The sequence below is a fragment of the Loigolactobacillus iwatensis genome, assembly GCF_003950295.1.
Lineage (GTDB): Bacteria > Bacillota > Bacilli > Lactobacillales > Lactobacillaceae > Loigolactobacillus > Loigolactobacillus iwatensis.
On the sequence record NZ_RHNP01000001.1, the window covers coordinates 172,492 to 198,340 of the forward strand.

18 protein-coding genes, 1 pseudogene and 1 other annotated feature are annotated in these 25,849 nt (G+C 39.9%); of the genes and pseudogenes, 10 read left to right on the forward strand and 9 right to left on the reverse strand.

Translation table 11 applies throughout. From position 1 onward, the window contains the following. The first annotated feature begins 288 nt into the window (after positions 1–288). From EKM98_RS00795 to EKM98_RS00810, 4 genes and pseudogenes are all read left to right on the forward strand, one after another. Positions 289–1,350, forward strand: coding sequence for an aspartate-semialdehyde dehydrogenase (locus EKM98_RS00795; protein WP_075168962.1), 1,062 nt, complete (start codon positions 289–291; stop codon positions 1,348–1,350). A gap of 518 nt (positions 1,351–1,868) precedes the next feature. Then, positions 1,869–2,849 (forward strand): annotated as a pseudogene (locus tag EKM98_RS00800) (FecCD family ABC transporter permease). Continuing rightward, complete coding sequence (locus EKM98_RS00805; RefSeq protein ID WP_225418496.1) at positions 2,846–3,847, forward strand: FecCD family ABC transporter permease; 1,002 nt, start codon at positions 2,846–2,848, stop codon at positions 3,845–3,847. Before EKM98_RS00800 ends, EKM98_RS00805 begins: the two are co-directional and overlap by 4 nt. Positions 3,848–3,874: 27 nt before the next feature. Next, positions 3,875–4,798 carry an ABC transporter substrate-binding protein gene (locus EKM98_RS00810; protein WP_125979778.1) on the forward strand — a complete coding sequence of 308 codons (924 nt, stop codon included), beginning with the start codon at positions 3,875–3,877 and terminating at the stop codon, positions 4,796–4,798. A gap of 656 nt (positions 4,799–5,454) precedes the next feature. Here the strand turns inward: EKM98_RS00810 and EKM98_RS00815 are convergent. The 7 genes from EKM98_RS00815 to EKM98_RS00845 form a co-directional block, all read right to left on the reverse strand. Further along, positions 5,455–6,543: a DUF871 domain-containing protein gene (locus tag EKM98_RS00815; protein ID WP_125979780.1), complete on the reverse strand. Its 1,089-nt coding sequence runs from the start codon at positions 6,541–6,543 to the stop codon at positions 5,455–5,457. Positions 6,544–6,926: 383 nt separating this feature from the next. After that, on the reverse strand, positions 6,927–7,301 hold the full coding sequence (locus EKM98_RS00820; RefSeq protein ID WP_125979781.1) for a hypothetical protein: 375 nt from the start codon (positions 7,299–7,301) through the stop codon (positions 6,927–6,929). Between the two features lie 232 nt (positions 7,302–7,533). Further along, positions 7,534–8,304: a YibE/F family protein gene (locus tag EKM98_RS00825; RefSeq protein ID WP_125979783.1), complete on the reverse strand. Its 771-nt coding sequence runs from the start codon at positions 8,302–8,304 to the stop codon at positions 7,534–7,536. Continuing rightward, the gene (locus EKM98_RS00830; RefSeq protein WP_125979784.1) at positions 8,301–9,401 is read right to left on the reverse strand and encodes a YibE/F family protein; all 1,101 of its coding nucleotides are present in this window, start codon (positions 9,399–9,401) and stop codon (positions 8,301–8,303) included. The genes EKM98_RS00825 and EKM98_RS00830 overlap by 4 nt, the downstream gene beginning before the upstream one ends. A 142-nt stretch (positions 9,402–9,543) precedes the next feature. Further along, the gene (locus EKM98_RS00835; protein ID WP_191983356.1) at positions 9,544–10,239 is read right to left on the reverse strand and encodes a YczE/YyaS/YitT family protein; all 696 of its coding nucleotides are present in this window, start codon (positions 10,237–10,239) and stop codon (positions 9,544–9,546) included. Further along, on the reverse strand, positions 10,232–10,663 hold the full coding sequence (locus tag EKM98_RS00840) for a MarR family winged helix-turn-helix transcriptional regulator (protein ID WP_125979786.1): 432 nt from the start codon (positions 10,661–10,663) through the stop codon (positions 10,232–10,234). Before EKM98_RS00840 ends, EKM98_RS00835 begins: the two co-directional genes overlap by 8 nt. Positions 10,664–10,945: 282 nt before the next feature. Further along, positions 10,946–11,470: a GNAT family N-acetyltransferase gene (locus tag EKM98_RS00845; RefSeq protein WP_125979788.1), complete on the reverse strand. Its 525-nt coding sequence runs from the start codon at positions 11,468–11,470 to the stop codon at positions 10,946–10,948. 344 nt (positions 11,471–11,814) lie between these two features. Here EKM98_RS00845 and EKM98_RS00850 point away from each other — a divergent pair, with 344 nt between their 5' ends. The 4 genes from EKM98_RS00850 to pgmB all read left to right on the forward strand — a co-directional run bounded on the left by EKM98_RS00850 (position 11,815) and on the right by pgmB (position 18,809). Next, complete coding sequence (locus EKM98_RS00850) at positions 11,815–12,705, forward strand: alpha/beta hydrolase (RefSeq protein WP_125979790.1); 891 nt, start codon at positions 11,815–11,817, stop codon at positions 12,703–12,705. Between the two features lie 160 nt (positions 12,706–12,865). Next, positions 12,866–15,178 (forward strand): glycoside hydrolase family 65 protein, encoded by a 2,313-nt coding sequence (locus EKM98_RS00855; RefSeq protein ID WP_125979791.1) that lies wholly within the window; start codon positions 12,866–12,868, stop codon positions 15,176–15,178. Between the two features lie 192 nt (positions 15,179–15,370). Then, entirely contained in the window at positions 15,371–18,100 is a 2,730-nt protein-coding gene (locus tag EKM98_RS00860) for a glycoside hydrolase family 65 protein (RefSeq protein WP_125979793.1), read from the forward strand. Positions 18,101–18,140: 40 nt separating this feature from the next. After that, on the forward strand, positions 18,141–18,809 hold the full coding sequence (pgmB, locus tag EKM98_RS00865) for a beta-phosphoglucomutase (RefSeq protein WP_125979795.1): 669 nt from the start codon (positions 18,141–18,143) through the stop codon (positions 18,807–18,809). A gap of 394 nt (positions 18,810–19,203) precedes the next feature. On the opposite strand, the gene nagE is transcribed toward pgmB, so the two are convergent. Next, a complete protein-coding gene (gene nagE / locus EKM98_RS00870; RefSeq protein ID WP_125979796.1) occupies positions 19,204–21,189 on the reverse strand; it encodes an N-acetylglucosamine-specific PTS transporter subunit IIBC in 1,986 nt (661 codons plus the stop codon). A gap of 467 nt (positions 21,190–21,656) precedes the next feature. Here nagE and EKM98_RS00875 point away from each other — a divergent pair, with 467 nt between their 5' ends. Further along, the gene (locus EKM98_RS00875) at positions 21,657–22,601 is read left to right on the forward strand and encodes an aldo/keto reductase (protein WP_125979799.1); all 945 of its coding nucleotides are present in this window, start codon (positions 21,657–21,659) and stop codon (positions 22,599–22,601) included. Between the two features lie 83 nt (positions 22,602–22,684). Here the strand turns inward: EKM98_RS00875 and EKM98_RS00880 are convergent, their stop codons facing one another. Further along, the gene (locus EKM98_RS00880; protein ID WP_125979800.1) at positions 22,685–23,461 is read right to left on the reverse strand and encodes a Cof-type HAD-IIB family hydrolase; all 777 of its coding nucleotides are present in this window, start codon (positions 23,459–23,461) and stop codon (positions 22,685–22,687) included. 433 nt (positions 23,462–23,894) lie between these two features. Then, positions 23,895–24,142, forward strand: a binding site (T-box leader). Between the two features lie 211 nt (positions 24,143–24,353). Between EKM98_RS00880 and brnQ the strand changes: the two genes are divergently transcribed. Then, positions 24,354–25,754 (forward strand): branched-chain amino acid transport system II carrier protein, encoded by a 1,401-nt coding sequence (brnQ, locus tag EKM98_RS00885; RefSeq protein ID WP_125979802.1) that lies wholly within the window; start codon positions 24,354–24,356, stop codon positions 25,752–25,754. Positions 25,755–25,849 lie beyond the last annotated feature (95 nt).

Genomic DNA, 25,849 nt, shown 5'->3' on the forward strand with positions numbered 1-25,849 from the left:
ACTTAGCCACACTCACTACTTGATTGTTTTCCAGATAAAAATATGACCCTGACTATTTAAATTAATCTAAGTGCTCATTTACGGACCACAAGACTTTTCATCCAGGGCCTCATCCTGTAAAAAGAATAAATTATTAAGCAATTAGAATATTTATTGGAATAACGATTAGCACTAGTCTAAAGCACGTCACTAAACATTTTAATAAAACAATGTGAGGTTTCATTGTTTTCTAATTTTATATTTTGTGCTAAACTATAGGCTAACTTATAAAAAGCGAGGTCTTTTACTGTGAGTGGTTATAATGTTGCAGTGGTTGGCGCAACTGGCGCTGTTGGTACCCGAATGATTCAGATGTTAGAGGAGACAACTTTACCAATTAATTCTGTAAAATTGCTAGCATCTAGTCGTTCTGCTGGTAAACAATTAAAGTTTAAAGACCAGACAATTACTGTTGAAGAAACTGTGCCTGATTCTTTTAAGGGCGTTGATCTAGCCCTTTTCTCTGCTGGTGGCGGTGTTTCCAAAAAATTTGCTCCTGAAGCTGTTAAACGTGGCGCTGTCGTTGTTGATAATACAAGTGCTTTCCGCATGGATCCTGAAGTACCTTTAGTTGTTCCTGAAGTTAATGAAAAGGCACTTTATGCGCATCATGGTATCATTGCTAATCCAAATTGCTCGACGATTCAAATGGTTGTTTCACTAGAACCAATTCGCCAAAAATTTGGTCTAAAAAAAGTGATTGTTTCAACTTACCAGGCCGTTAGTGGTGCCGGTAACCGTGCTTTACAAGAGCTACGAACTGAAACGCAAGATTACTTAGATGGCAAAGAAATGCACGCTGATATTTTACCAACTGCTGGTGATAAAAAGCACTATCCAATTGCTTTTAATGTTTTACCGCAAATCGACGTGTTTGAAGAAGATGGCTACTCCCATGAAGAATGGAAAATGATCCACGAAACCAAAAAGATCATGGCTGGTGACATGAACAGTAAGGCTATCAAGGTAACCGCAACTTGTGCTCGCGTCCCCGTTCCAGTCAGTCATTCTGAAGAAGTTTACTTTGAAGTTGAAGACGCTAAAAATGCTAATGTTGCGGGCATTCAAGCTGCTCTACGCAACGCCCCTGGTGTCGTTTTACAAGATGATCCTGATCATCAAATCTACCCAATGCCAATCAACGCGGAAGGTAGTCGCGATACCTTTGTTGGTCGTGTTCGACCTGATCAAGAAGAAGATAACGCCTATCATTTATGGAACGTTTCCGATAATTTATTGAAAGGTGCCGCGTGGAATTCAGTTCAAATTGCGGAACATCTAGATAAATTAAATCTACTACACATGCAATAATGGGCTAGTTATTAGCGTTAGAAAATTTGGTTTGAAGCAAACTAAACTTTCTAGCGCTTTTTTGGTACAGTAAAAGAGAATTTTAAATTAAGGTGTGGGACAAAAGTCTGGGTTCACTTCACGGCCTTGCTTTTTTAAATCGGTTAGTCCGTAATTGAGAATAGTTTTCAATTAGTCTAGATATAAACTATTTCTTCTGCTAAAATTAAAACTTAAATGAGATCTTTTTCATTTTAATCATTATTGGCCTTAGATCGTGTTTGAAAAATACTTTTACTAGTATTCACCTGACTAATTTAGTGTAAACGTGTTTGAAAAAGCAGCTTCCTGCGGTGACCGAGACGAATTGAGTCGCGAGCAGTTACGGACTTTGTAACTGTGACCTTTAAACTTTGCCACAAGAATCGACAACATTCGAGGCGTCCTAAGCTATTTGCGATCTTTGTAAATAACTCACTATAATTGCAGAGTAGAATCTAACCGCTTTTCCAAACACTCTCTCGGTAAGGGGGAAAAGGATGCAACATAAAATAGCCCATTTGAATTTTATCTTAATTTGCCTGTTATTATTAGGCTTTACTATCGACCTCTGCAGTGGACCAACTTGGTACAGCCCACTAACATTGCTTCACCCACACACTGGCTTAGAACAGCAAATAATTCTACAAGTTCGGCTACCTCGTGCGTTGGCCAGTGTGTTAATTGGTAGCTTGTTAGCTGTTGCGGGTCAATTACTACAAACCATTTCACGTAATCCAATTGCTGATCCAGCGATTTTAGGCGTCAATAGTGGCGCAAATCTGGCTCTAATCATTGGTACGGTGGTTGGTATTCCATTTACCATCGCTGCCCGTTTTGGACTTGCATTGTTAGGCGCTTTAATTGCTTTTTGTATTGTGCTTGGCCTATCAGTAACGCGCAGTGGTATGCAACCACTGCGATTAATTTTAGGCGGTACAATTTTTTCAGGCTTTCTTGTCAGCGTGGCTTACGCTGTCAGTTTACTCACCCAGTCAACTGCAAAATAACGAACATTGTTAGTCGGTGGATTCTCCGGTGTAACGTATCAGGCGGTTACTCTGCTTGCCATTACTTTTTTCATTTTAGTTATTGGCCTATTTTGTCTTCGCCAAGAATTGACGCTGCTTGCGCTCAATGATCAATTGGCCCAAGGGTTAGGGACAAAACGAAATTGGACACGTTTATGGGCAGCCTGCCTAATTGTACTTGCCGCCGGTGCCAGTGTTGCCGTGGCCGGTAACATTGCTTTTGTTGGTTTGGGAATTCCCCAATGTATCGCTTTACTCAGCGGCCACAATTTCAAGCATACAGTTGGCCAAGTATTACTTGCTGGGGGCGCCTTTCTCAGCTTTGGCGACGCATTGGCTAAGTCTGCCCATCCACCCTTTGAATTGCCCTTAGGTGCGCTGACTGCTATCTTAGGCGGCTTATTTCTATTCATTTTCCTCTGGCGTAATCAAGAGGAGGCCTTGAATTGACTAATCTAAAAAGAAAACACCGCTTTGGTGCATGGTTTGCTGGTCTATTAGTCCTTTTTGTTCTATTAAGTTTCTTTCAAATGACCCACGGCAGCATTCACCTCTCTTTACATAACGTTCTTACAACCTTAGTTGGCCAAGGTGATGCACAGTCACAACTTATTTTACTGCAATTTCGTTTACCACAAATTATGTTAAGTGTTATCTGTGGCGGTTGTCTGGCCCTTAGTGGTGCAATTTTGCAATTAGTTACTGAAAACCCTTTGGCCGATACTAGCGTCATGGGCATTAATGCCGGTGCCAGCTTAGGCGCAGTAATCTTTCTAGCGCTTAGTCACTACATCAACTTAACACAAACGATTGGTTTACCACTTTTTGCTGTACTTGGCAGTCTTTTAGGTGCTGCAATTGTCTTTATACAGCGGCGTTTGCAACAACCGCTGCAACTTTTATTAATTGGTATCGCCAGCGGTACTTTATTAAATGGCATTATTTTATTGATTGAACTGCAACTTAATCAGTTTGATTTTGACAAATTAATTATCTGGATCAGTGGTGACTTTTGGAATCAAGACTGGAGCTACATTTTTGTTCTAACTTGTGCCATTCTAGTCATTTTGCCATTCATGGTTCGCCAATTATGGGGTAGTGATCTACTAACCCTCGGGCAGCAGTCTGCTAGCAGCCTTGGATTGGCAGTTAGAAACAAACGCCGAAATTTACTATTGCTGGCCGTACTATTAGCCGGGATCGCAGTGGCCGGCGGCGGTGCCATTAGCTTCGTTGGTTTAATGGCGCCACACATTGCACATTCATTAGTTGGTCACAAAAGTCGCTACTATCTCCCCTTAACGGTACTAATTGGCATCGACCTCGTTTTATTTGCTGCAATTGTTGCCGAGGTTGTCTTCGCCCCAAGTCAATTACCAGTCGGACTTGTCGTCGCCGTGATTACCATGCCTTACTTTGTGATTTTGCTACTACACCAAACAAATTAAATTTATAACTTAAAAGGAGTTGTCTTTATGTTTAAGAAAAGATTCTGGATATTTGCTTTACTGGCGGTCACTTTTTTATGCAGCACTGCACGACCAGTAAGTGCGGCCGCTACCCACGCCTTTAAGGCCGAAAACGGCACCGTCCAAGTTCCCAATCACCCAAAACGTGTTGTCGCCGGCCTATATTTAGGCCAAGTAATGTCATTAGGGGTTAACACTGTCGGTTCCACCAAGCTAGAACTGGCCAATCCCTACCTCAATCAGGCCAAAGTTAAAAAAATTAAAGATGTTGGAACGCCAATGAATCCTGAATCAGTTCTAAAATTAAAACCAGATTTGATCATCACTAGCAATGAAGCTGACACCAAAAAGATGGAGAAAATTGCGCCAACTGTTCAGATCTCTTATACTAAAACTCAAGATTTTTATAAGTCATTAAATTATTTTGCTAAATTATTGAATCGCGATAAACAGGCCGCAGCATTTAAACAATCATTTAAAAAGACCGCCAAACAACAGTCTAAGCGTTTAGATAAGGCCGGAATTAGTCGGAAAAAGACGGTTGGTATTTATGAAATGCAAAACGGTAAATTTTACGCTTACGGTGCTGGATTTAGTCGGGGCGCTCAGGCCTTAACTCATGGTTTAGGCTTCAAATTGGCACCAGCCTTAGCTAAGGTTAATTCTGGCGCTGGTTTTAAAGAAATTTCGATTGAATCAGTCCCAAAGTATAAGGCCGATTACATGTTTGTAACCAGTTCTAGCGGTAAAGGCACTAAGGACCCAGATTTGGTTGCAATGCAAAAAAATCCGATTTGGAAATCATTACCAGCCGTTAAAGCAAAACACGTCATTGAATTACCATTTAATAAAATGTACTATTACGATCCCTATGCCACAAGGGGACAATTAAAAATTGTGACTGATGCTTTAATTAAAGCCGGCAATTAGTTCCCCCCTAAAAATATATCCATTAACAAAAAGGCCAACTTAGTCGCTTAAAACAGCGCTATGTTGGCCTTTTTTTGAATAAGTTGCACTAGCACAAGTTAGATTGTGTTTATAAATTACTTTTGCTAATAATTTGCAATTGCGTAATAGTAATTAGGATTGACGAACGCTCGGAGACTAGGCACTTTTTCAAACATTCCCTGGCTTAAGTAATCTTTAAACTATCCTTCAAATTTATTAATCTATTTCGTCACAATTTCTTCATATTTAGCCGTTATTCTATACTCATAGTTAATAAGAACCAACTTATTAACCATACCCAAACAACCTAACAACCCTAACAGTTTTAAGTGAAAGCTTAAAACTAACATTTTTCATTTTACTCCTCCAAAGTAAAAGAAAAGTAGTCGTGACCTCCCAATCACGGCTACACCCTTACTCCTTTTTAGCCGTCACTGTGTGTGGCGGTTTTTATTTTGCTCTTCTATCTTTTGTTGTGCATTCCATCTTTAATTAGGCTGAAAAACAATCCCAGCCTCTTACTGTTTGATCGTTGCACTAGAAACGTGCGCCAATCCAACAACCATCGTACGGTTGTTATTAGGTTAGCTTACGTTACGCAGTAAACTCAAAACCGACTTTTGGCGCACTCCTCCTTATTCATTCAGTTTAAAAGTACTCCACGGACGGATGTAATCTAATAATAGTCGTTCACTAGGTACAAGATGGCCAACAACGTTTCGCCGACCATCATTTTCAAATGGCTGCAACGCAATCTGTAACTCAGCTTTGTACTGGCCGTAGTCACTGTTCACAATAATCACGTCACCAGGCTGAATCATTCCCTGATTGTCGTGTGCAGGAATATCCTCGGCGCGGTATTTGGTTCGTGGCTGTGTATCTCGTACCAGATAGGCAGATTGATCGCCGCGATACAGGTGCTCGTCAGTTAACACAATTTTTCGTTCCAATTCTGAAACGTCCCCAGTTAATTCAACTTGATAAGTTAATTGTTTAGCAAAAAATGCAGTGGCGGCAGCCTTTAGCTCCGTTTCTGAAGCATATGCATTACCAATAAGTACATCATTAATCATACCAGTTAACACTAAATGTTTAACCTGAACTGCGATTGGCAGGTCACGATCCTCTTCTAGCGTTGGTAAGCCGTCTTGAACGGGCCACGGACCAAAACTGGCCGTCTGAGAACTAACAAAGGCTGCAGTATTTAAATTACGATCCGTAAAAAATTTCGACCATTTATTAAAGAACGGACGACTCAAACCTGTATAGCGCTGTGGGTAAAAATTGTGACAACCTAATAAATTATTTTTTTCTGGCGAATAATCTAGGATACTATTTAAATAATGAGTTCCGCCGCTCATATTAATTTCAATTTTCAAACCATACGGATTCCGCGTCATTCGTGCCTCTTCCATCCCTGAAAAACCTTCATCAAGCCGGACTCCCCAAGCACCTAAATTATGAAAGAAACTAAGATCGTCATAGCTAATTCCTAACTGTTTAAAAAGCCGTGGGTTCATATCAACCATCACAACAAACCCTAATTGATTGGCGTACGCAATCGTTTGCTTAAACCGATTAACAACCTCGTCTTGGTTACCAGCAATCTCAAGCAGCGAAGTAAAAACACGGGTATAACCGTATTTATGCGCCAAATCCAAATATTCTTTATCTTTTGCAAGTGTCGAATGTTCTGGATACAACGAAACTCCTAATCGTCTCACTACGAAAAACCTCCGTTATTAAATAAGATTAAAGAAATTATCAATTCATTCCTTTAACCTTATTCTCGCTTATTAGAACATTTTTAACAACTAGAGAGTGTCTCAAAAAAGTGCCCAGGTTCCGAGCATTACTGACGATGTCGATCGGACTAGAATGAACCGAAGTCCGAGTCGCAGCCTAGCTTGCCGAATTATTCGCGCAGTGGATAATTTGGTGAGCGTAGCTAAGCACAGGAATCTGCTTTTTTTAGACACGTTTCCATCAAATTAGAGTGTCTCAAAAAGCGCCTAGGTTCCGAGCATTACTGACGATGTCGATCGGACTAGGCTCAAAAAATCAATCGGAAAATAGTAACCATTACCACGACCTATGTGCTAATCAATTAATGGTGCATCGTCTTGCGCATTGTTACCTGCTTACCGCCACCTTTATTCCGTCGTGCCTTAAATCTAACGTGTTGCTTACCTGATACAATCTTAAAGTGTTTCATCTTACCGGTAAATGGTTTCCCTAAAGCCTTAATTCGCACCCATTCGTCCATCGCAGCTGCCATTTGTTGCGCGGCCTTAGCGCGATCAGGGTGTCCTTCACGGGTAGCCTCATCGACAATATTTCCCGTTAAATAACGGACTAATTTTTGGTTATAGCGTAATAGTTCATCCGTCAGTGGTGCATCCTTATATTGATTGAATAAATTTTCAACGTAGCGCATTGCATCTTTGCTATCTTTAGGTTGATAAAATCTGTCTTCCGCCATAATCAAAAATCTCCTTGTATTAGATATAATGTCCTCAGTTTAGCATGAGCCAGGTTTAAAAATTACTGTGCCAGTATTTTTCTGATTAATTTGAGCCAGGCGTACTTGAAAAACAGGCTCTCATGATTTTCACACCATTCCTAGGTAAATTAAGCGCGCTTGACTATGCGCTTAACTTCATAATTAAGTATTCTTTTAAGCTGATTTAGGCACTAATTTGATCACAATTGGATCAATCCGCACGTTTATTTTTCCGTACACGGTGAATTCGCCGCGTCATAACCCAAGTTGTCATTGGTACAGTTAAAATGACACTGATCAACGAAAATAGCACCATTAAAATTTCAGCATCAAAAATTTTATTATTTAAAAATTGTCCTAATGAGTAATGTAAATCGACGTACCAGATAAACAAACCTAAAAAACCACCAAAAAAACCAAAGAATAGCGTATTAAATGTTGTCCCAATGATCTGTTTACCAACCGTGATCCCATCATAAAATAACTGCTTGGTCGCAATTTTTGGTTGCTGCTGAACGATCTCGGCCAAACCGGCGGAAATCGCCATCGCGGCCTCAGCGATCGCTCCCAATGTACTAAATACCGCGGTGACAATTGAGACTTGCATAAATTTAATACCAATTAACAGTGACATTCCTTCTAAATCATCACTATCCTCCATGCCAAAACCTTGAACTGAGGCCCAGTGCTCTACTGGTAAAATCAAAGCCAGCAACACCAGCATAACCAAAATTGAAGCGAAGAAAGCCGTTTGCGTTGTTACTTCATCATCATTACCTAAGAAAATTGTAACGGCCAAAATAACAACACCAAATATCAACGTAACAACCATTGGCGAAAAGTGCAGCGAGACCAAAACAATCGCCGCAAACAGGAAAATAAAGTTTAACAGTAGGCTCAAAAAGGATAATGCACCCTGTTTTCCACCAACAAGTACCATAACCACTAGTAGCAGTAGTCCTAAAGCCGGAATTGTACTCATTTTGCCTTCCTCCTAGTCATTAATAGACTAGCCAAGAAACTGGCCATTGGTACTGCTAAAACAATTCCAACCCCACTAATTAGACTTTGCGTAACGCCCAGTGACATATTCATTGAGAAAGTGTACCCCCAAGTATTACCATTCTTCAAAAAAAGGATGGCCATTGGAAAAGTGTCGGCTACAAAAATTAAGAATAAAACATTCACCAATGGTCCCATGATTGAACGACCAATTTGCCGACCAGAATTAAATAATGTTTTACCTGAGATATCCGGTTGTTCTTCACGTAGTTGAAAAAGTGTCGCAACGATATCCGTTGATTCATCCATCACGGCTCCGAGAGAACCAAGCAGTGTCTCCGCAAAAAATAACGGCCGCGGAGCCACCTGAGTCACGTACTGCATTGATTCATAATAAATTCCTTTTTCACCAGTAAGTTGCATCACAATTAGACTCAGTAGCAAGGCAACAGAGGTTCCAACTAGGGTAGCACCAAAGGTCACTAGCATCTGGCGCGTCGGGCCTAACACCAACCAGAGTGTTAAGGCCGCAAAAATGACAGCTAAACTTGCGAAAATCAACAGAAAATAACTACTGTGCAGCATTAAATTTAACGTAATTGCCAAAAAGAATAGCACCATGTTCAAGCAAACGCTTAGTAAAGCTAACATGCCACTGCTGCGCATAATAACGAATAATAGACTAACCGCCAGCCAAACTAAAAATGCCAGAGTCACATCGCGCTTTAAGCCTTGAATCAAATTAACCGTACCGTTTTTTTGTAAAGTAACAAAGACTTCTTGCCCAACTTTATACTGTTGGTCGTAAGCGCCAGATGTTGTATAAGTATTATGTAGCTTAACGTACTTGCCTTGATAACGACCATTCAGTAGTTTGCCCTCTAATACTTGATTCGTTTGGTGGTCGACATTTTTAAATTGATCAACTTGCTTGATTGGTTTTCCATTAGCCACTTTCGTAATTCGTACAATCGGTGTTTTGTAAAGTGCTTGATCAAAGTGCGTTCCAATGACCAATAAAAAACCGATTAAAATAATACCGGCGGGCAATACCCAGCGCCGGACTTGCTTCGTCATTTCTATCATCTCATTCAATAGTATATGAATGAGTTTAACACGTTTATTGTTTTAATTTGCCGTAGTATTACCAAATTAATAAAAGTGTAATTTCATAAATGATGTATCAGCAAAAATACGGCCATAATAATTGATGAAGAACTTATTCACGTACCTGAGTTTTAAGACTGCCCTGCTCGTCTGTACCCTGCACCCAATTAGTTAGTTTTGGAAAATGCCGCTCAATTAGACCAACGAGCCGACCAGATAAAAGTGCTGACAACACCGTGCCTTCACGAATACCAATTAATTGATGACTAAAAATAAGACTGATGAGTAGCGCCGCAATTACCATGGCAATGTCAGTGCGAATTTTCATGCGCGAGAAGGCCATTTTTTTAGCAAACGCTAATGCTACCGCAATCCCTTCTCCGGCCATGGTTAGCGTCCGTGAATTAACCTCAAAAAAGACCCCAATCGCCAATAGTACAATACTAAGCAGTGTGATACCAAGTTGCGCCCAGTAATTTGGTAATTTGATAAAGCTAAAAAACTTTACAAACCAGTCGATCATAACTCCAAAAAAAAGGGAAGGAATTATTTGGATAATGTTCAACCAGCTAAAATATTGGCGTAAAGCGGCCCACTCTAGTCCAATTAATACGATCATAAAAATAATCGTCCACTGGCCAATCGTCAAATTCGTCAATTCACTTAGTACGTTTGGAACACTGGAAATTGGGGACGTACCAAGTAACGCAATTTTAGCTAAGGCCACACTGGCCGACATCAGGCTAATTCCAAATATTAAACAAGCAAAGTGCTTGCAAACACCTATGACTCCCCATTTTTTAATCAATTTTTCTCTCCCCCAATGCTTTACGTACCAACTCAAGTTGATGTCCTAAAACAACACTATCAATCTCCGGATTGCTACGAAATAAATCAGCCCACCAATTTCCCATCGTTGTTTGTAACCGCCGCGAAAGGGCAGTACCTTCAGTAGTTAATGTAATTACTCGTGCCCGTCGATCTTCGGCGTGAACTTCTCGTTGTACCCAACCGTGATCAATCAAGATTTTTATATCCTTGGTTAGCAGACTGGCATCAAGCGTCATGTTATGGGCAATTTGCCGCTGCGTAAGGCCCGGATGATCTTGGATAAACATCAATAGATCACTTTGAGTTGCCCGAACATCTAGTTCCGTAATTTGTTGTTTAAAATCATTTTTTGATTGCCGATAAACGGAAGCAATATATTTGCTAAATTCAAATAATTCCACGTTAACCTCTCCTTGTTTGTTTCTTAAAAAATAGTTGTTTTTAATAATTAGTGGACTTATCCATTAAATTGCATTTTTCTATAAATGTCAAGGCTACAAACTAGATCGTATTAAAAAAAGAACCTATGACATGTTCCGTCATAGGTCCTAACTATTTTTTCTGATCATTACGCCAGAACGGGAGTGTGACAAAAGTCAGACTTTTGGCGCACGTTTTAGAGTAATGTTCGGAAATAAGTAGGGGCTAGGGACTTTTTTGTCTCAGCCTCTCCTAGCTTAAATCTATTTCAATAATAATTGGTAAGCGTACCGTTCTTCTTTTGGTTCGTGCATATAAATAATACCCCGGTATGTAAAACCATTTTGAACGATCACGTGTTGCATGCCTTTATTCTCTGGATGCGTATCAATTCGAACGTCGGTATAACCAAGTTCTAACGAAACCGTTAATAAATTGGTAATCATGGTTTCCGACAAATGTTGACCGCGATAGTTGGCCGACACTGCAATTCGGTGAATTGACGTATACTGCGCATCCGCTGCCCCTTGCCAACTGCCATGATCAATAACTTTATAGTTATCATCCATACCCTGCTGCAAAGTAGCCGTTCCAACAATATCATCGTCACGAATCAAAACATAATTCAATCCTGCTTTAACGTCATTAATCATATCTTCTTCATAAGGATAGCCATGTTGCCATTGATCGACACCTTGTTCCTTTAAATAGGCCTTTGCCTCGTTAATAATTGTCATAATTGCTGGTAAATCAGCTTCACGTGAACGCCGTAAGTAAGTCGTTGTCACGTTATCACTTCCTTCTTTAAAATTTGAGAGGTTGGGCTAAAAGGCTTACTATTTCTGAGCATTACTCTGGAATGTGCACCAAAAATCTGAGTTCATTGCCTAACTACAGCTAATCCAATAACCGTAGCTATGTAGTAAACCCAAAGTCAACTTTTGTCCCACCCTCATCTTTCAAAATTATTTTTCCAATATTCTTGATTTGTACATTTTGCTATTATCGCCACTTGACCGTCATTTTGCAAGTAAAAAATGAAATTTTTTATCAATTAAATAAGTCATAATTAATATATGATATTATCATTAATAATGTGGCAAACTCTTTTATGTAATTGGAGGAAGTAGCTTTGAAAAAAATAATACACAGCGGCTATGTTGAATCCATTTACCGACTTCCGGCATTACCCGGTATGCCACTACAAGAATTACCTTGGAACTGTTTCTATCCTACTCTCCAGCAAGGTCGTTCAATTAAAATCTCGCCACTTTTAACGCCCAGTCCAACAAGTCAGCACATCGCTAGGCAGATTAGTAAAAATGTGCCCGTTCATCCCGGTCAATTTCCACTCATTTTATTACAGCCACCACTGGGCCAATCGTTCTTTACCAATTTACACTTAATTGATCAACTGGTAAAAGCAGGTTACATTGTTTTCCAACTTGGCCACCCGAGAACGACAACTTATTTACTCAACAAAACATTAAAGAAACCGGAGACCGCCCTAATTTCTAAAATTCAACAAGAAGCTACTGCAGTTTCATTATCAAAATCAGATTATCAAGAATTACTTAATAAAATACCTGTAACACGATACTGGGCGAAACAATGGACAAAGGAGACATTAATCGCGCTTGATTTACTAAAACAACCACAGCAACTTAATAGCACCATTTTGCGCCAACACATCAATTTTTCTAAAGTTATCACTTTAGGTACGGGCTTCGCTGGTTCTGTCACCTTAGAGCTTGCGCAACGCTCACACTTTATAACGGCAGCGATTGATTTAAATGGCGCTTACGTCAGTACTAAGGCTATCCGATTAATTTCAAAGCCGCTACTGCTTATTCAAGATAGTAAACAACACTTAAACTGGTTGGCGCAGTCGGCCCCGCAAACCAAACTAATAACTAGTACCCTTCCAATAATTGCTGACAGTAGCGCTGATGACACTCAACTACCATTGTTATCAACAAAAATCAGCCACGATATAATTCAATTTTTAAACAAAATCACTTAATCTTTAGTGAACAATTGATTTTGTTTGAATAATGTTACTAAATTAGTGATAATTCAAAGTGTAGACCTCACCAAATAACAACGATTTCTATCTTGTAATTTTTGTTATAAAATAGAGACGTTTTAGTTTTTAATTTAGGTCATGATTGGAGAATAGTTACATGGCAATTGACGATCAATACCAAATTCATTTACAAAAATTAACGAATAAAGAACAACCCGTTACGGAAACTATTTACGCATTAGGAAACGGGCACATGGGTGTTCGGGCAAGTAATCCATTACAAGGCAACAGCGACAATTATGAAGGTAATCCCGGCTTATTTGTTAATGGCTTCTATGACCTAAGTCCGATTACTTATGGTGAACGTTACTTTGGCTACCCGCGAAATAACCAAACAATTTCTCAGTTACCTGATCCGCGCTTTTTAATCCTTGAAGTTGATGGCGTTCGTTCAGATCAAACACCTTTTCGTGTTGAAACAGTTGATAAAAATTTAGACATGGAAACCGGCCTTTTAGTCGAAACCTTTCGAATTACAACGCCAAAACAAAAAATGTTGACTTTAACTTTGCAATCTTTCATGTCACAAAGTGATTATCATCTATACGTTGTTCGCTACGAAATTCGGGCGTTAAATTTTAGCGGTAAGGTTACACTCTTAAAACAACATAATTACGTCAATCAAAGTATTCCCAACAGTAACGAGGATGTTCGACGAGCGCAGCGCCATAATCCTCTTGGTCAAGTCTACATGCCTGCCGATTCACCGACAATGCTCATTGAAACCCAAAAGAGTCAGTTGGGTATTTTAATGATGTTTCATTATCTAGGTGGTGATCCCCGTATGAAAATGGTTTCCAGAAACAACATTCCTTGTTACCAAGTTCAATTGGATCTTACACCAGGCAAGTTAGAGCAGTTTGCGTTCGGTTATTCCCTGGGAAATATTCACGCGCTAATGACCGTGGAAATGGGTCCTGATTTTTACATCAAAAAATCTTTAGAACGATTCCATGAACAAAATTTTGCAAAACTATTTGAAGCTTCAGCTAATCATATGCGTCATTTTTGGCAGGACAGTGATATCGTCATTGATGGTGATCCGACGCTTCAACGGGGAATTCGCTTCAATCTATTTCACCTTTACCAAGCGGCCGGTCGCGACGGCGTGACCGATGTTCCGGCCAAGGGGATGACTGGGCCTGGTTATGAAGGCCATTATTTCTGGGATACCGAAATGTACATGCTGCCTTTCTTCATTTACACACAACCAGAGATTGCGAAGGCCTTACTGACCTACCGCTTTTCAATTTTAGATGAAGCACGCCAACATGCTCGGGAAATGGGAATTGAAAGTGGCGTGCTCTATCCTTGGCGGACGATTAATGGCGAAGAAGCTAGTGCCTATTATCCTGCTGGCACTGCCCAAGTTCACATCAACGCTGATATTGCTTACGCAACTGACTTATACATTCAGGTTACACAGGATACAGACTTTCTTGAAAATTATGGTTTTGAAATGATTATCAGCACCGCCCGTTTTTGGCTGGCATTTGGCAACTACGGTGAACAGGGTAAGCAGAGGAATAAATTTGTGATTAACGCCGTCACCGGTCCGGATGAATATACGGCCTTGGTAGATAATAATTATTACACCAACCGAATGGCACAAAATAATTTATTTATCGCTGTTAAGTACGCTAAGCAACTACAAAAAGAAAATCCGACCAAATTAGCAGATTTAGGGGTTAGTGAGGAAGAAATTGTCGCTTTCCAAACGGCCGCTAATAAAATGTACTTACCTTACGATGATGATCTACAAATTAAGATGCAAGATGATAGTTCACCAAATCGTCCAGTGTTTGATATTGCCAATGAACCTCGGGAAAATTTCCCCTTATTACTGCATTACCACCCACTCGTTTTATACCGTTACCGGGTTAATAAACAAGCAGATACGCTAATGAGTGATTTTCTATTTCCATTTGACCAAGATGAACCACAATTGCAACGTGATTATGATTACTACGAAAAAATCACAACGCACGACTCTTCTTTATCACGGGCAATTTTTAGTGTCCTTGCTAATCGAATTCACAATCCAGAAAAGGCCTATAGCTACTTTATGGACACGGCATTAATGGATCTAACCGATCTTCAGGGTAACTCGGCAGACGGTATTCATGCGGCCAACATGGGGGGAACGTGGCTGTCACTCATTTATGGTTTCGCTGGGATGCACGCTGGAATTAACGGCCTAACGTTTGACCCCCAGTTTCCTTCTGAATGGCTCTTCCTTAGCTTCAAGGTGAAATACCACAAACGGCAGATTAAAGTGGCCATTCAACGGCAAGAAGTTACCTTCACGTTGTTGGTTGGCAAATCAATTAATATTTTCTACCGGGAACAAGAGGTTAAATTAGTTGATTCAACCCCAGTAACAATTCACTTAACCGAACTACAGGTTTAAAAACATGACAACCCGCTTAGAATTTAAATACTTTTTTAAACCCACCCTAGCTTTTTACAATTTAACTGCTTCGTATTAGTTGCCAAACAATCCCACACAACCTAATATAGAAGTATAGTGTATTAGTGTTACCATGAATGTGGAACGCTTGCACATTTCGTTTAGTAAAAGCGGGGAGGAGCTTGTCACATTATGAAAGTTATTTCATTACGAATTACGGACGACGCAATTATCTTGACCTATACGCGCAATAATCAAAGTCTACAGGCTATCATTACTTACGACCCAAAACAGGCCATTGGTGAAAATCTCGAAAAGATTCGTGAACGCTTAGTCGGAATTTCATTTAACGCTGCCGTTATTGAAAATCCCTTAGAGTACGAATTTTCGGACACTATCGTGGGTATCAATCATCAACGAATCGACATTGGCTTAGCACTGACAAATATGTTGAACATTCCGGTTGTTAGCCAACAAACCGTTAAATCAGTCGGTTTAGAAAAGGCTGTTGCACGTAAACAAGATTACAATCAGTGGCACCTTGATTATTATGGACAGTATACTGGTAAACGTAATTACGGCCAAGAATCAATGTTAACCATTGGTAATGGCTTCTTTGGTTTACGTGGTAGTTACGTTGAGGCCACGGCTGATCAAGACAACTATCCTGGTACTTACATTGCCGGATTTTACAATCAAAATACAACTAAAATTAATGACCGCGACGTTGTTAATGAAGATCTAGTTAACCTTCCTAACGCTCAATTTTTCACTTTTGGCGTTGACCAGCAACGGCCTTTTACAGTCACTAAAGAAAACGTCCAGGACATCTACCGCAGCCTAGATCTACATACTGGCGAATTACGTACAACTATGTTGATCCAATTAGCAACTGGCCATGTTTTACGTATCGTGACCACCAAAGTAGCTGACATGAAAAACTGGCATCAATATGCTATTCGGTATCAACTAACACCGATTAACTTTTCTGGGAGCCTGCAAGTTTATTCGAAAATCGACGGTAGTGTTACAAACGATAACGTTGAACGCTACCAGAATTTTGATCAACATCACATTGATATTTCCGAAATGAGCACGGCCGGATCAGAAGCTTATCTAGCTGGCCATACAAAAACTTCAAATATTGATTTTATCATTGGTACTAAATTTACCAGCTCTAGTGTTGATACAAACCAACATTTAGCAGTGACAAACACGGATGATGCCATCACCCAAACAATCACCTTAGATGTTGAACAAAATAAAACGTATACTTTTGAAAAAAATGTTGCGATGTTTACTAGTCAGGAAACGCAAGGCTCTTTAATGGACCACGCAACCAAAGAATTGCAAAGCGCTGGCTTTGATTCGTCTGAACAAAACAGCAATCAATTTTGGCAGGGTTTATGGAGTAACGCCGATATTCAAATCGAAGGCGACCTTACTAGTCAGAAATTAACCCGGGTTAATACCTTCCACATGTTTGTTTCTGCTTCAAGCACCGCTAATCCAAACTTGGATGCCTCTGTTGGTGCCCGTGGACTACATGGTGAAGCTTATCGTGGTCACGTTTTTTGGGACGAAATGTTTGTTATTCCTTACTACACGCAGCACTACCCAAAGCTTGCTCGCCAACTACTAATGTACCGCTATAATCGACTTGGTGCTGCTAAAAAATACGCTGCAAGCGAAGGCTATAAGGGTGCAATGTATCCTTGGCAATCAGGCATGTACGGTGATGAACAATCCCAATTCGTTCATCTAAATCCAATTACTAAATCCTGGGATCCTGATAACAGTCGCTTACAACGTCACGTTTCATTATCCGTTGCTTACAATATTTGGACGTATTACCACATGACTAATGATGTGGACTTCATGAACCAGTACGGCCTAGAAATGTTACTTGAAATTTCTCGCTTTTGGATTAGTAAGGCTGTTTATAACGAGAAAACTAAGCGGTACACAATCAAGAAAGTTATGGGACCTGATGAATTTCATGAAGGTTACCCTAACAGTGACGAAGAAGGATTGACGAATAACGCCTACACTAACATTATGGTGGCTTGGCTGTTTAAAACCGTTGAAGAGTTACGAAAAAACACGATTAGCGCGGCCACTTTTAAAGAAGTGACAACTAAGGTCGGTTTTGACGAAAAGCTTTTTGCTGAAATGGACAAGATTAGTCACCATCTTAAACTCGATATTAATGAAGATGGCATTATTGGCCAATTTGAAGGCTACTTTAATTTGCCAACCTTAAACTTTGAGAATTACCGTAAGAAGTATGGCGATATTTCCCGAATGGATCGTATTCTAAAGTCTGAAGGACGCAATCCTGATGCCTACCAAGTTGCTAAACAGGCTGACACACTAATGGCCTTTTATAACTTTGATTTCAATAGTGTCAATGAACTCATTAAGGGCCTTGGCTACAAATTGCCAAAAGAATACCTCACTAAGAATATTGAATATTACCTTGACCGAACAACCCACGGATCAACCTTATCGCGGATCGTGTACGCCGTTCTGAGCTTAGTCGATGGTAATATGGATCAGTCTTGGAAACTATTCTCACAGGCGCTGCTATCCGATTATTATGATATTCAAGGTGGTACTACGGCCGAAGGAATTCACTTGGGCGTTATGGGTGCTACTTTACTACTAGAAACACGTAATTATGCTGGTGTTGACCAATTAACTGATCAGGTTAAGGTTAATCCACACCTACCTTCCCATTGGCAATCTATTGCCTTTAAACAGTTCTTCAGAGGAACACAATATAGTTTCAAAATCACTCATGATTTAATTAACGTCACGGCTGATCACGATACTAAAATCTACGTCGCTGGTAAAGAAATTGCCGTCCCAGCAGGTAAGGCAACAACGGTTACTTACCAAAAACCAGTTAACGATAACTAAATTTTGGCATTCTTTAATTTCAAATCTAGGAGGTAATAGTATGGTTAAATTTTCTGACATTAAAGGTTTTGTTTTCGATCTAGATGGTGTTGTAACGGATACTTCTAAATATCACGCCGAGGCTTGGGGTCAACTAGCTATCAAACTTAACATCGACTACCCCGGAATCGGTGACGCGGTTAAAGGTATTGGCCGGATGGATGCCCTTGAATTGATTTTGAAAAAGGGCGGTGTAGAAAATGACTACACCCCTGAACAAAAAGAAGCCCTAGCAACTGAAAAAAATACTAATTACGTTCAGCTCATTCAGAATATGACGGCTAAAGATATTTTGCCTGGGATGGCTGATTTTCTCAAGAGCCTACGGGATAATGGTTACGGCATTGCACTTGCTTCAGCATCACGTAATGCCCCAACAATTTTGGCTAAAATTGGTTTAAGTGACTACTTTACCAAAACTGTCGATCCAGCTAACTTGAAAAACGGTAAACCAGATCCAGAAATTTTCATTAAGGGTGCACAATTACTGAACCTTGATCCAAGTCAGTGTATTGGTTTAGAAGATGCTGTAGCTGGTATTCAAGGAATTAATGCTGCTGGTGAAGTCTCTGTTGGTATTGGCGATCCGCAAATGCTAAACAAGGCGGCTATTAACTTCGTTGATACCACTCAAGTAACGCTAGATAATATCAAAAAAGCAATGGCTTAAAATAAATTCCAAAAAATCATTTTTAACCCAAAACCAATAATTAAACTTTAAAACACCAAAAAAGAGGCCGGGACAAAAAGTCCTGGCCTCTTATTGTTTTCGAACATTGCTCTAGAACGTGCGCCAAAAGTCTGGGTTTACGTGCCTAATGGAAGTGTTTGAAAAAGCGGTCAGATTCTGAGGATTAGCCTAAACAGACGAATTACCTTTGAAAAAGGTGATTTGGCTGTTGTAGCTAACCGCAGGAATCTGTTTTTTCAAATACGACTATAGCTAATTCAATAACCATAGTACGGTTATTGGATTAGCTTACGTTACGCAGTAAACCCAAAACCGACTTTTGTCCCACTCCATTTCCTATCTCTAAAAATTTTTGATGATTACATCTAAGCTACTATTTGACCGTCACTTTAACTACTTCATTATTAGCAGTCACTGAACGATCTAATTCAGAAAACTTCATGTAAGCAACACTTGGCATATTAGTGACAATGACAATCATTGTTGACTTTTTACCAGCATCCTTAATGGCTTGCAAATCGGCGTTGGCCAAAACATCACCATGTTTTACCTTCTGCCCTTGCTTAACTTTAATATCAAATGGTGCACCCTTTAATTCAACAGTATCTAAGCCCATGTGAACCAAGACTTCTAGGCCATCTGTTGTTTTAAGTCCAATTGCGTGTTTTGTAGGGAACACTGTAAGTACTTCACCATCAATTGGTGAAACAACTTCGCCATTAACTGGTTCAATCGCGTAACCATCCCCAAGCATCTTTTGCGCAAAGGTTGGGTCACTAACCTTCTCAATATCTAATAGTTGTCCTTGAGCAACGCTATAAAAAGTATCAACAGCGCCTGAATTAATGTTAGGGTCAACTACAGGCTTTGCTGGTGCGGCCGAACTATTAGCAACGTTACTAATTGGTGCCCCTGTTTCAAACAATTTTGTTAAGGCATCGGCAACGAATTGAACCTCAGTCCCAATAACAATCTGAATATTGGTTTTATCTAACACATTCATCCCAACCGCACCTGCGCCACGAATAGCGGCCTTATTTACTTTATCGGTATCCTTTAACTGAAGGCGTAAGCGGGTTGTACAATTCTCAATATCCGTAATATTATCTTTGCCGCCAATAGCAGCGTAAACTTTTTTAGCTGTAACTGTATATTTATCGTCACTTGAATCAGTAGCAACTTCAATATCTGTATCCGCATCAGTAGTTTCCTCAACGGGTTCACGACCAGGAGTCATTAAATTAAATTTCTTAATGGCAAAATCAAAGCCAAAGTAGTAAATAACTGCCATTACTAAACCTTGAACCAGTAACATGTACGGCATATTAGCAATTGGTAAATGCGAACTCAACACAAAGTCGACTAATCCGGCACTAAACGTAAAGCCGGCCGTCCAATGCATAAAGGCGGCAAAAGCCAATGAGATACCAGTGAAAACTGCATGAATAACGTATAATGGCCAAGCAACAAACATAAACGAGAATTCAAGTGGTTCAGTAACGCCGGTAAAAAATGAAGCAAAAGCTCCTGCCAGCATTAGCGAAGCAGTTTCACGTTTACGTTCTGGACGTGCATTCTTATAAATAGCGTAAGCACCCGCTGGTAAGCCAAACATCATTACTGGGAAGAAGCCGGCCTGATACATACCGGTGACCCCTTTAACCCCTTCACCAGCCCAGAATTTACCGATATCATTAATACCGGCAACGTTAAACCAGAAAACTGAGTTCAAAGCCTGATGTAATCCAGTTGGAATCAATAACCGGTTAAAGAAACCGTAAAGTCCGGCACCAACTGCACCCAAACCAACAATAAACTTAGCGAAAGAAACTAAGGCTTCATATAATGGTGGCCAAACAAATAACAAAACAAGTGAGACAACTAGCATTACCAGTGAAGCAAGAATTGGAACTAAACGTTTCCCACTAAAAAATGATAATGCCATTGGTAATTTGGTTTCGTGAAAACGATTATATAATGCCGCCGCAACTAACCCTGCAATGATACCGATTAAGACGTTTCCCTTAATCGCTGCAAATGCTGGATCAACTGCGGAAAGTTTGATTCCTAACAATGTAGAAACTTGTGCGGGATCTAAAACATAAACTGGAACAATGAAGGCGACCAAGCCAGCAAGTGCCGAAGCACCATCCTTGTCCTTGGACATTCCTAAAGCAAGCCCAACCGCGAATAAAAGTGCTAGGTTGGTTAAAATTGCGTTACCACCTGATTGTAAGAATTGTGCTGCTGCCCACTTTTGCGGTAGCCAGTGCCCAATACCAACAAGTAGAGCTGCAGCCGGTAAAACGGCAACGGGTAATTGTAATGAACGACCCATTCGTTGAAGATATGCTTTCATACCTATACCCCTCCTTGGATAATAATTAATAGGTTATGTTAATATAATATACATAGTTTAATCGCTTACACAAGACAATTTAATCACATTTCAAGTGGTCTATACCTATGAAAATAAAGCAGTTATCAGCTTATCCTGTGAAAAAAATAATTGGTCTAAATTTTAAATTCACAGCACATTATCATTTTAGGTCACCAAAATGATCTTCCGTGGCCAATAGCCTAAGCACGTTTGGAAAGGTGGCCACCTACGTTTACCAGGTCTTCACTGTTAACCGTGACCAATTTCTCAGAGTAAAATCCAAACGCTTTTAAAAAATATTTGTTAAAATGAAGGCAGCTGATTACCCGATATAGTTAATATACGTAAACAAAATCAATATTTTCTATCGGCCAATCCAATTTAAAATCAATGGAATTTTTACAACCCGCACAATAAATCTTAATAAGTTAAGGAAGGCTATTTCTATGACAGATAATATGATTACAATTGGTAAATCAGAGGTAACTTCGACGCCGCTGGGTTTAGGTACTAATGCCGTTGGCGGCTACAATTTGTTTCCAGATCTAAAAGACGATACTGGTCGCAAGATTGTTAGAGCAGGCCTAGATAATGGTATTAAAATGCTAGATACTGCCTTTGCCTATGGTATGGGGCATTCCGAAGAATTGATCGGCAATGTTATTCAGGATTATCAACGTGAACAAATTGTCATTGCAACTAAGGCGGCACAAGATATTTCTAGTGGTGAGGTTGTTATCAACAATTCACCTCAATTCTTAAAGCAAGCCGTTGATGCCAGCCTAGAACGTTTAAAAACTGATTACATCGATATTTTTTACATTCATTTTCCCGATAAGCACACTGAAAAAGCGGCAGCAGTTAACGCATTAATGGAGATGAAACAGGCCGGAAAAATCCGGGCCGTTGGTGTTTCTAATTTTTCATTGGCACAGATTAAAGCAGCCAATCAAGATGGCGGCGTTGATGTCGTCGAAAACCAGTTTAGCCTACTACACCGAGATGCCGAAACTGAACTACTGCCCTACTTGCATGAACAAAAAATTTCGTTTGTTCCTTTCTTTCCGTTGGCCTCAGGTTTATTAACCGGTAAATACTCCCGTAATGTCGTCTTTCCAAAGGATGATATTCGCCACAGTAATCCAGATTTTAATGGTCAACGCTTCGACCAAATTTTGGCGCATGTGGCCGAACTTAAACCCTTAGCAGAAACCTATGATGCGACTATTGCACAACTTGTCTTGGCTTGGTACATCAAAAATCCTAATATTAGTGTCGTTATTCCAGGCGCAAAAAAGCCGGAACAAGTTACCGCAAACGCCAAAGCACTTCAACTAGAATTAGCGGATAATGATTATCAAAAAATTGCTACTATCTTTAAAGACTTTTAAATTAGATTGACTATTAATCAAAAGAACACCTGAGTTAGCTTATGCTATGCTAACTTAGGTGTTCTTTTGCATATTTATTCACATTAAATTAGATTAAAGTGTTTCAAGCCATTTACGATCCCGTTATCCATATTCGAAGTCGTCACATAGGCAGCTTTATCTTTAATTTCCTGAACGCCATTTTTCATTGCAATTGGTGTATCAACGGCATCAAACATCGGCAAATCATTATAGAAATCACCAAATCCATAAGTTGGCACATCGGTTAAATTATTGTTAACCAGTAAATTATCAATCCCTGATTTCTTTGATACACCATATTTAACAACGTCGAGTCCGCGTTGATTATTTCGATAAAAACTAAAGGTCCCTTTAAAATGTTCACGGTAAATATCATCTTGTTTATCTCTTTCAGGTGTAAAAACAAATAACATATTCATTGGTGTTGTTAAGTATTGACCAGGATCCACCGTAACCGTCTCTTTTAATTCATTATAGTTTTCCCGGACTAGCCGTGAAGCGTGGTTTACGACAAAACCATTTGGATTATAGTAGGCCACCGGATAACTTTTTTTGGATGCATACTCGGTGATATCATCAATATCTGATTTCTTTAAGAAATCGGCGTGGACCATCTTTCCATTCACTTGAATGTAGCTACCATCCGCGCAGACACAGGAATTGATTCCTGAATGTGCCATTGTGTCCTTAATTTCAAAAACACTCCGCCCAGTTGCAATCACGGGTAAAATATTATTAACCTTTAGCTGTGCAATTGCCGCCACACTTGCAGGTGTTACATTTTTATCATTATCAAATAAAGTTCCATCTAAATCAAAGAAAACAACTGCCTTATACATAAAAAAGCCCCCATATCTTGGTCTAATTTCAGTATACTACAAATAATAAGACCCAGACATTGATAAGCGCGGGTGTATTTGAAAAGTGGCTAGCTTCTATTCCGCAACTAAGGATTATCACTAGTCTTGCTGGCAATATCCATTGAATTAAGATACGCGGTCCGAATCGCAACCTAAATCACTAATAATCTTGATGCTACGGACGATTAACCTTTAATTCAAGCAAAGGTAATTTTCAAACACACCTGATCGCACAATTAAAATTAGTCGTGAATCATTTTATTTTTATCAAAATCTAATCTTTTAAAAAGACTCTCATTTCGCCTGATTCAGCGTTAGTAGACAGATACCCAATTAAATAAACAAAAAATTTAAGTTGACAAATAATGGCTGACGGTTTAGATTAAAGTCACATTATAGATCAATGAGTAATTTAAACGCTGTGATAAGAAAAGTACATGAAACACACTTACAAAGAGAGCGTCGCTTGGTGAAATGACGTGAAGTGGATTTCTTGGAAAATCATCTTTGAGCGATGAATGCGAAATTTGAGCGTTCATTGGGTGCTCCCATTATAGAGCTAGGGTATTTCAAAAAGAACACTTTTTGCGTACCTGAAAAGGTTATTCGTGTGAGCGAATAACAAACTAAGGTGGTAACACGTTTAAAAACGTCCTTATCTGAAATTAATTTTCGGATTGGGACGTTTTTTGTGTCTTTGCCTTCGTTTAAGTATTGGTTACGCGCAAACCAATATCGGCTGGCAATAGATAGTTAGTAGGTCGACCTGCTAATTACAACATCAACTCATTGATCATAAGTCATTCTAGAGAATGAGTTTAAAATAGTTGAATTTTATCATTCTCTTAATCATAAAAGGAGCGGTTATATTATGTTAAATGAAGAACGTAAACTTACAAAACGCGATTATGTTGTTGTCAGTTCCATGCTATTTGCCTTATTCTTTGGTGCCGGCAATTTAATTTTCCCTTTACATTTAGGTCAATTGGCTGGCGGTCACTGGGTTACGGCTGCGGTAGGCTTCCTAGTTACTGGTGTTTTATTACCACTTCTTTCCGTGCTTGCAATCAGCATCACACGTTCTGAGGGCGTTTATGACATTGGCCGACCACTAGGTACTGTATTCGCCTTGGTCTTCATGGTTCTTATTCACGGTACAATCGGACCCCTTTTTGGAACACCACGGACAGCCACCGTTTCTTATACAGTTGGTTTGGCCCCACTTGTTCCCGCTAGATTTCAAACATTAGGTTTACTGGTTTTCTCCGCCGTCTTCTTTGGCTTAGCCTTATTCTTTGCCCTAGAACAAACTAAGATCGTTTCTAACGTTGGTAAATTACTAAACCCACTATTCCTATTATTACTGGCCTTTGTTTTCTTCTTGGCCTTCAGTAATCCCATGGGCCACGCAGCTACGCAACACGTCACTGCCGCTTATACTTCTGGTGCCTTCACAAACGGCTTTTTGCAGGGCTATAACACAATGGACGCTTTAGCCGGCCTAGCATTTGGGGTTACAGTGGTTACTGCTGTTCGTTCTTTAGGTAAAAAGAGTCCTAATGGTATCGCGCTTGTAACTGCACGTGCTGGTGTCTTTTCAATGGGACTTGAGGCCTTAATCTACGTTGGCCTGATCTTCGTTGGTGCAATGTCACTTGGTAAATTCAAAGTCTCTGCAAATGGTGGGGTTGCCTTTGATCAAGTCGTGAATCATTATCTAGGTGTAGCTGGTCAGGCTGTTTTGGCCGCCTTAATCACCGTTACTTGTTTAACCACTGCCATCGGTTTAGTTGCTGCCTTTGCTCAAGACTTCCATAAACATTTTCCAAAAGTCAGCTACCGTGCTTGGTTAACTTTTACAACTTTGGCTTCTTTCTTAGTTGCTAACGTCGGCCTCAATCAAATCATCGCTTGGTCAACACCAATGTTGATGTTTCTGTACCCATTAGCAATGGTTTTAATCTTATTATCCGTTTTCTCGCCATTATTCAAACGCGATTCCGTCGTTTATGCTTTCGTCGTTGTCTTTACCTGTGTTCCCGCCGTTTTCGATATGGTAGCCGCCTTCCCGGCCGTTGTTAGTCAAAGTAGCTTTGGTAAAGCAATGACGAGTTTCCAACAAGGCTTTTTCCCACTTGCTAAATACGGCATGGACTGGTTAGTACCAGCATTGGTAGGTGCAGTTTTAGGGCTTGCAGTTCACGCCTATAAGCGCTACGAAGCCCGCTCCAGTGAACACGTCACTAATGTAGCACCACAACAAAATAAATAGTGTTCTTATAAAAAATGTTTGACCGGCGTATAATTTTCGAAATTTACTGCCTGGCACACGCTGTTGTTAAACCGTAGAAAACTAAAGCTGTATCA

Excerpts from the sequence above, each read along its gene's own strand:
- EKM98_RS00880 (WP_125979800.1), bottom strand. The coding sequence starts at position 23,461 with ATGTATAAGGCAGTTGTTTTCTTTGATTTAGATGGAACTTTATTTGAT.
- EKM98_RS00855 (WP_125979791.1), top strand. The coding sequence starts at position 12,866 with ATGGCAATTGACGATCAATACCAAATTCATTTACAAAAATTAACGAAT.
- EKM98_RS00860 (WP_125979793.1), top strand. The coding sequence starts at position 15,371 with ATGAAAGTTATTTCATTACGAATTACGGACGACGCAATTATCTTGACC.
- EKM98_RS00820 (WP_125979781.1), bottom strand. The coding sequence starts at position 7,301 with ATGGCGGAAGACAGATTTTATCAACCTAAAGATAGCAAAGATGCAATG.
- brnQ (WP_125979802.1), top strand. The coding sequence starts at position 24,354 with ATGTTAAATGAAGAACGTAAACTTACAAAACGCGATTATGTTGTTGTC.
- pgmB (WP_125979795.1), top strand. The coding sequence starts at position 18,141 with ATGGTTAAATTTTCTGACATTAAAGGTTTTGTTTTCGATCTAGATGGT.
- EKM98_RS00830 (WP_125979784.1), bottom strand. The coding sequence starts at position 9,401 with ATGACGAAGCAAGTCCGGCGCTGGGTATTGCCCGCCGGTATTATTTTA.
- EKM98_RS00825 (WP_125979783.1), bottom strand. The coding sequence starts at position 8,304 with ATGAGTACAATTCCGGCTTTAGGACTACTGCTACTAGTGGTTATGGTA.
- EKM98_RS00875 (WP_125979799.1), top strand. The coding sequence starts at position 21,657 with ATGACAGATAATATGATTACAATTGGTAAATCAGAGGTAACTTCGACG.
- nagE (WP_125979796.1), bottom strand. The coding sequence starts at position 21,189 with ATGAAAGCATATCTTCAACGAATGGGTCGTTCATTACAATTACCCGTT.
- EKM98_RS00810 (WP_125979778.1), top strand. The coding sequence starts at position 3,875 with ATGTTTAAGAAAAGATTCTGGATATTTGCTTTACTGGCGGTCACTTTT.